Source organism: Pseudomonas putida (assembly GCF_009883635.2).
Classification (GTDB): domain Bacteria; phylum Pseudomonadota; class Gammaproteobacteria; order Pseudomonadales; family Pseudomonadaceae; genus Aquipseudomonas; species Aquipseudomonas putida_W.
In genome coordinates, this window is record NZ_CP026115.2 from 700,380 (window position 1) to 707,333 (window position 6,954).

The 6,954-nt window shown below is 65.8% G+C and carries 5 protein-coding genes; 3 read left to right on the forward strand and 2 right to left on the reverse strand.

Annotated elements, in window-relative coordinates; genetic code table 11:
* Window positions 1-2 precede the first annotated feature (2 nt).
* The gene (locus C2H86_RS03265) at window positions 3-539 is read right to left on the reverse strand and encodes a (2Fe-2S)-binding protein (protein ID WP_013973477.1); all 537 of its coding nucleotides are present in this window, start codon (window positions 537-539) and stop codon (window positions 3-5) included.
* Window positions 532-3,363 (reverse strand): xanthine dehydrogenase family protein molybdopterin-binding subunit, encoded by a 2,832-nt coding sequence (locus C2H86_RS03270; RefSeq protein ID WP_159411419.1) that lies wholly within the window; start codon window positions 3,361-3,363, stop codon window positions 532-534. Before C2H86_RS03270 ends, C2H86_RS03265 begins: the two co-directional genes overlap by 8 nt.
* 278 nt (window positions 3,364-3,641) lie before the next feature.
* On the opposite strand from C2H86_RS03270, the gene dsbD reads away from it, so the two are divergent.
* Genes dsbD through dsbG form a run of 3 tightly spaced genes read left to right on the forward strand, consistent with a single transcriptional unit; the run spans window position 3,642 to window position 6,950 of the window.
* Entirely contained in the window at window positions 3,642-5,354 is a 1,713-nt protein-coding gene (dsbD, locus tag C2H86_RS03275) for a protein-disulfide reductase DsbD (RefSeq protein ID WP_159411420.1), read from the forward strand.
* Entirely contained in the window at window positions 5,354-6,190 is an 837-nt protein-coding gene (locus tag C2H86_RS03280) for a TlpA family protein disulfide reductase (RefSeq protein WP_159411421.1), read from the forward strand. The genes dsbD and C2H86_RS03280 overlap by 1 nt, the downstream gene beginning before the upstream one ends.
* A 1-nt stretch (window position 6,191) precedes the next feature.
* Window positions 6,192-6,950 carry a thiol:disulfide interchange protein DsbG gene (dsbG, locus tag C2H86_RS03285; RefSeq protein ID WP_159411422.1) on the forward strand — a complete coding sequence of 253 codons (759 nt, stop codon included), beginning with the start codon at window positions 6,192-6,194 and terminating at the stop codon, window positions 6,948-6,950.
* Window positions 6,951-6,954: the final 4 nt, after the last annotated feature.

Sequence of the window (6,954 nt, forward strand, 5' to 3'; positions counted from 1 at the left end):
GCTCAACCCTCCTTGACCAGGCCAAGGTCATTGAGCACCGTGCGGGTGGCGTCGTAGTAACGCACGTACCCGGTGCAGCGGCAGATGTGGTGGCCGAGGCTGGCCTCGATACGGTCTTCCACTTCACTCTTCTTCAACGGCTGGCGCTGGGCGGTTTCCACCAGCACCGTGGCTGCATTGACGAAGCCCGGCGCGCAGTAGCTGCACTGGAAGGCGAACAGGTCGACGAACTTCTGCTGGATCGGGTTCAGCGTCAGGTTGCCGGCCTCGTCCTGCTTGGCATGGCCTTCGATGGTGCGAACCTTCTTGCCCTCGAAGTAATGCGCGCCGGTGATGCAGGTGCGCACCTCCTCGCTGGTGCCGTCGGGGTTGTCGACGATCACCACGCAGGCATGGCAGATGCCCTGGCCGCAGCCCAGGCGCGAACCTGTGAGGTTCTGGTGTTCGTGCAGGTAGTCGATCATCGCCAGGTCATCAGGGACCTCGACCGGGCCGACCGGTTGACCGTTGAGGGTCAGTTGCAGTGGACGGTTAGCCATTGAGGGCCTCCTTGATACGGGCTGGGGTGATGGGGAGATCGCGCACGCGCTTGCCAATGGCATGCGCCACGGCGTTGCCGATGGCACCGACGACCGGGATCATCACCACTTCGGCGATGCCCTTGGACGGGTCGGTCGGTGACAGCGGCGGGAGGATTTCGCTGGTCTGCTTCCACACCGCCACATCCCGCGCGTGCGGCAGGCGGTAGCGGTTGAAGTTCCAGTCGCCCTCCCCAGGCCCGCCCTCGTACAACGGCATTTCTTCGGTCAGTGCATGGCCGATGCCCATGGCGATACCGCCTTCGAGCTGGCCCTTGACCAGTTCCGGCACCAGCACACGGCCGCACTCGACCCAGCTGTGGTGGTTGATCACCTCAACCTCGTGGGTGCCCTTGTTGACCTTGACCTCGACGATGGTCGCCACCGGGCTGTAGTAGGTGACCATGGCGTTGTTCAGCTGGGTGTCCGGATAGGCGGCGTTCTGCCGGTCGAGCAGGTGGTAGCCGTGGCTGCTCATCTGCGCCTTCTTGGCATTGACCGCGCCGTCGCCGTACTTCACCGCCACGGCATCGAGCGGGAATCGCTCGCGCACGCCGTCGATGACGAAGTCGGCCTCGGCCCAGCTCCAGCGGTTGAAGCCGTGCACGCTGACGCCGGTAATCAGCCCCATCTCGTGGGCCTTCTGCGCCAGCTGGGCAAAGGGGATCGGCGACAGACCATTGCCGGTAAGCTCGCCGTTGACCCACACCGCATTCTCCCGGCGCACCACCAACGGGTTGGCCTGGCCGCCATGGGGCCCCTGGCTCCAGATGGCCATGGCCGCCGGCCACAGGCCGTGGTTGAACAGCACGCGGGCCGCTTCACGGGTGGCATGGCTGAAGTAGAACGCCGAGTTGGTCGCCGACGACGGCGAGGCCAGCTTGCCGACCCAGCGCGGGTTGCGCAGTGCCGCGTCCTGCTCGGGCTGGCTGATCAGGTACGGGTTGCCGCTGGTGGTCAGCTGCAACTCCGGCCATTCGGTGACGGCGGTCTTCACCTCGTCGGCCGAGCGGCCGAGGAAATCGCTGACCACCAGCGCCTGGGACGTGGACATACCAGTGCCCAGCTCGGTGCCGATGTGGCGCAGGCTGATGCGGCCATCAGCGGTGAACTCGACGCTGGCCATCGGCGCCTCGGAACCGGTGCCGAAGTCCTTCTGGCAGATGGCGAAGCCAACGCCGTACCAGTGGTCCGGGTCCTTGGCGTCCATCTGCTGCTTGCGGGCATCGCGGTTGCGCCACCAGTCGTGCACGGCAGCCTTGTCGAGGATCTCATACAAGCGCAGGGCACCGGCCGGGACCGCACCCTGGGTGTTCTTCATGCCCGACTTCAGGGCGTTGGCGCGGCGCAGGTCGATGGCGTCGACGCCCAGGCGACCGGCGATTTCATCCACCATCATCTCGGTGGCGGCCATGCTCTGCAGGGTGCCGTAGCCGCGCATGGAGCCGGCCTCGACGCCGCGCGAGTAGTAGGCGGTCACCGACAGATCGTTCTGCGGCATGTAGTAGATCGACTGCGCCGCGGTGGCGCCCACCGCAGCCACCGACGGGCTATAGTTGATGCGCCCGCCGCCGTCGCAGCTCATGTCGGCGCGGAAGATCTTGAAGCGGTGGTCCTTCTTGTCCACGGCCAGCTGGTAGCGGATGTCGAAGGCATGGCGCTTGATGCCGCTCTGGAACTGCTCGTAGCGGTCGTTGGCCAGGCGGATCGGCACACCGGCGCCATACAGTGCGGCCACGGCGGCGTAGAAGACGAAGATATTGTTGTCTTTGGAGCCGTAGCCGACGGTGTAGCCCGGGTGCATGTTCAACGTGTTCAGGGCGAAGCGCGACGGCTTGATCATGTGCACGCATTCCTGCGCCACTTCGAACGGGCACTGGGTCGCGACCACGAAGTGCAGCGTGCCGGTCGCCTGGTCGTACCAGCCGTTGCCGTTGTCCGGCTCCAGCGCGGCGGGCTCGATCGACGGCGTCTTGTAGCGCTCGTCGAACACCAGCCAGTCCTCGGGCGGGTTGTCCAGCTGTTCACCCATGCGTTTGGCGTAGAACAGGCCCTGCTCGGTCAGGTCTCCGTGCTGGTTGGGTTGCTTGGACCACACCGGTTTGCGGTTGAGGATGGTAGGGAACAGCATGGAATTCTTCAGGCTGGAGAATTCATCGTCGTCGAACGGCGTGGCGCCGCCCACACGCACGAAGCGGAAGCTGCCATAGGGGTCACGCTGGTACAGCGGGGCCTGGGCGCCGTACTGGATCGCCTTGTCGTTGAACTGCAGCTTGCGCTTGGCCTGACGGAAGCGTTCGAAGTCGTGCCAGATCAGGATCGCCACCGGATGCCCGATGAACATCGGCACCTGGCCGGGCGGCAGCAGCGGGTCGGGCGAATGGGCCTCGGGCCAGGCGATGCCATCCTTCGCCAGGTCGGCGGCGGTGACGATACGGTCCGGCTGCAGGTCGGTGCCGAGCAGGCTGAGGTCATGGCCGGCATAGATGCGGTCGACCTTGGTTGCCTTGAGCAGCAGCGCGTGGCCTTGCTGGGTCGGCCAGCCGGGCATGTCCTTGGCGCGGATGTCGCGGGCGAAGACCTTGTTGCCGCAGACTTTCGACAGTGCGTCGTTGCGAAAACGCGCCTTGCCGTCATGGTTCATCCACTTTTGCGGCGAGGTGGTGACGCGCTCCTCCATCAGGGCGGCGAATGCCTGGCTGCCAAGTGGCGCCATGGTCACACCGACACCAGCGATCAGGCCGCCTTGCAAGAAGGCGCGCCGGGAAATATCACGGTTGGACATGCTTGATCCTCTGGGCAGCAGCGGTTCTGCCCAACTTTTCTGATTCTTGTGCGGGGAACTCGGACGGGTGAGAACCTTGAACCGCAAGTCAGAAAAAACTGACTTATATGTCAACTTTACAACAAGGACGTGAGCATAAGCAAAGTCAAGCCGACAATATGTCGCGCTATTCGGGCCGACGCGTTGGCCTGGATCAACGTCATGTAGGAAGGGTTTAACCTTGGGTTAATCGTCCCCGGCCAGCATGGCCCCACTCCCAGATCTGCCAAGGCGAAGACATGCGCATTCTCCTGCTCTTCCTGACGTTCCTCCTGGCCGGCCCGTTGCAGGCCAACCCGTTTGACGTCAAACCGGACTTCCTGCCAGTCAACCAAGCGTTCGTGCTGACCCACGACCGCCAGGCCGATGGACAGATGCGCCTGTACTTCCAGATCAAGCAGGGGTACTACCTTTACCAGAAGCGCCTGAAATTCGACGGCTTGACTGCCGAGCAGCAGCCGCAACTCCCCCCCGCCCTCAATCACCATGACGAGTTCTTTGGTGACAGCGCGGTCTACCGCGACCAGCTCGAACTGCTGATCCCGGCCAATGCCCAAGGCCAGTTGCGCCTCGGCTGGCAGGGCTGTGCCGATGCTGGCCTGTGCTACCCACCGCAGACCACCGCCATCGACTTGGGCGGCAGCGCGACGCCGGCCACCGAACAAGCCAGCGACCAGGCACTGGCCAGCGGCCTGCAGAACGCCAGCCTGGCCTGGAGCCTGCTGGCGTTCTTCGGCCTCGGCCTGCTGCTGGCTTTCACCCCTTGCTCGCTGCCGATGCTTCCGATCCTCGCTGGCCTGGTCCTGGGCAACGGCGCCAGCGCCCGGCGTGGCTGGCTGCTGGCCGGGGTGTATGTGCTGAGCATGGCGATGGTGTATGCGGCCCTGGGTGTGGTCGCGGCATTGCTGGGGGCCAGCCTGCAGGCGTGGCTGCAGCAACCTTGGCTGCTGGGCAGCCTGGCCGGCTTGTTCATCCTCCTCGCCCTGCCCATGTTCGGCGCCTTCGAGCTGCAACTACCGGCGGCCCTGCGCGATCGCCTCGACCGCGCCGGCCAAGGCACCCGTGGTGGCAACCTGTACGGCGCAGCGCTGTTGGGCGCCCTTTCCGGCCTGCTGCTCGGCCCCTGCATGACCGCGCCGCTGGCGGGTGCGCTGCTGTTCATCGCGCAAAGCGGCGATGTGCTGCAAGGCGCGCTGGTGCTGTTCAGCCTCGGCCTGGGCATGGGCGTGCCGCTGCTGTTGCTGGTGACCCTGGGCAACCGTTACCTGCCACGCCCGGGCGCATGGATGAACCGGGTCAAGGGGGTGTTCGGCTTCGTGTTCCTGGCCATGGCCCTGTACACCGTGCGCAGCCTGCTCGCCGCCCCCGTGTTGCTGGCACTGAGCGGTGCATGGCTGATCGCCCTGGGCTGGGCCATGTGGCCGGCCCTACAGCGCTTGCCGGCGCTACGTGCCGTACCGTTGCTGGGCGCCTTATGGGGTGGCCTGCTGCTGGTCGGCGCTGCTGCAGGGGGCGACGATCTGTGGCAACCGTTGCGACCGTTCGCCGGTGGCACCGCAGTCGCTACCGGGCAGAAGGCCGACGAGCACTTCGTCACGGTCAGCAGCCCTGAAGCCCTGCAACGCGAGCTGGATGCCGCCAAGGCCCGCGGCCAGTGGGTGATGGTCGACTACTACGCCGACTGGTGCGTGTCGTGCAAGGTCATGGAAAAGCAGGTGTTCACCCGCCCCGACGTGCAAACCAGCCTGGCCGGCGTGCACCTGCTGCGCCTGGACGTGACCGCCGATTCTGCCGCCAGCCGCGCCCTGCTGCAGCGCTACCAGGTACCCGGCCCGCCCAGCATCATCTGGCTCGGCCCGGAAGGCGAAGAGCGCCGCGCCCGGCGCATCACCGGCGAGGTGGATGCCGCCGCGTTCCTGCAACACTGGACCCAGACCCGGAGCCAAGGCTGATGCTGACGGTAACCCTTGGGCCGCTGACCATGGCCCTCAACCACCTGCTGATGCTCGCCGCCCTCGGCGTCGCCTGCCTGGTTGGCTGGTGGGTCGCCCGGCGGGGCGGTGAAAGCCCGGAATCGGCGCTGTTCAATCTGTTCCTGGTCGGCCTGCTGTGCGCCCGCATAGGTTTCGTGCTGGCCTACTGGCCGATGTACCGCGACGACCTGGTGCAAGTCATCGACATCCGCGACGGCGGCTTCCTGCTCTGGTCGGGCCTGGTCGGCATCGTCCTCGCCACCCTCTGGCAGGGCTGGCGCCAGCCGGGTCTGCGGCGCCCGCTGGGCTGGGCACTGTTCAGCGGTGCGCTGTTCTGGGGCCTGACCAGCCTGGGCAGCCACCTGTACAGCAAGGGCACCGCACTGCCCGAACTGAGCCTGCGCAATGCCACTGGCCAGTCCGTGGCCCTGCACAGCTACCGTGGCAAACCGCTGGTGATCAATATCTGGGCCACCTGGTGCCCGCCATGCCGCCGCGAAATGCCGGTGCTGCAACAGGCCCAGGGCGAATACCCCCATGTGACCTTCATCTTCGTCAATCAGGGCGAGACGCCGGAAAACGTCACGACCTTCCTCGCCACCACCGGGCTGAGCCTGACCCATGTGCTGTTCGACGGCACCGGCGCGCTGGCCCAGCGGGTCGGTTCGATGGCCCTGCCCACCACGCTGTTCTACGACGCCGACGGCCGCCTGATCGGCAGCCATCTCGGCGAGCTGTCGCGGGCCAGCCTGCGTCATGCCCTGGAACCTTTCGAGCGGGCCAAGGCGCCCGCCCCTGCCGCACAAGGAAACTGACATGCGATTGACTGCCCTGCTGCCCCTGTCCCTGGCCCTGCTGGCCGCCCCGCTGGTGCAGGCCGAAGACCTGCCCAAGGCGATCCAGCAACTGCAAGCCAAGGGCGCCGAAATCAAGGGCAGCTTCGATGCGCCCAACGGCCTGCGCGGCTATGCCGCCGAGTACCAGAACAGTGCCCTGGCGCTGTACCTGACGCCAGACGGCAAGCACGTGCTGGTCGGCAGCCTGTTCGACGAGCAGGGCAAGGACCTCAGCGCCGAGCCGCTGCAGAAGCTGGTGTACGCGCCAATGAGCAAAGAGATCTGGGCAAAGATGGAGAAAACCGCCTGGATCGCCGACGGCAAGGACAGTGCGCCGCGCAAGGTGTACCTGTTCAGCGACCCCAACTGTCCGTACTGCAACATGTTCTGGGAACAGGCGCGGCCTTGGGTGGACTCGGGCAAGGTGCAGTTGCGCCATATCATGGTCGGTATCATCCGCGAGGACAGCCCGGGCAAGTCGGCAGCCCTGCTGGCAGCCAAGGACCCGGCCAAGGCGCTGCATGAGCACGAGAAAGCGGGCAAGGCGAGTACCTTGAAGCCGCTGGACAAGGTGCCAGATGCCGTGCAGCAGAAGCTGGCGGCGAACATGGCGCTGATGGAGGAGATGGGGCTGCAGGCGACCCCGGCGATTTTCTATCAGGATGAGCAGGGCAACCTGCAGAGCCAGCAAGGCGCACCGCGGCCCGAATTGCTCGGGAAAATTCTCGGCAAGCGCTGAAAAC

Coding starts and splice junctions, on each gene's coding strand:
- C2H86_RS03265 (WP_013973477.1), bottom strand. CDS start 539: ATGGCTAACCGTCCACTGCAACTGACCCTCAACGGTCAACCGGTCGGC.
- C2H86_RS03270 (WP_159411419.1), bottom strand. CDS start 3,363: ATGTCCAACCGTGATATTTCCCGGCGCGCCTTCTTGCAAGGCGGCCTG.
- dsbD (WP_159411420.1), top strand. CDS start 3,642: ATGCGCATTCTCCTGCTCTTCCTGACGTTCCTCCTGGCCGGCCCGTTG.
- C2H86_RS03280 (WP_159411421.1), top strand. CDS start 5,354: ATGCTGACGGTAACCCTTGGGCCGCTGACCATGGCCCTCAACCACCTG.
- dsbG (WP_159411422.1), top strand. CDS start 6,192: ATGCGATTGACTGCCCTGCTGCCCCTGTCCCTGGCCCTGCTGGCCGCC.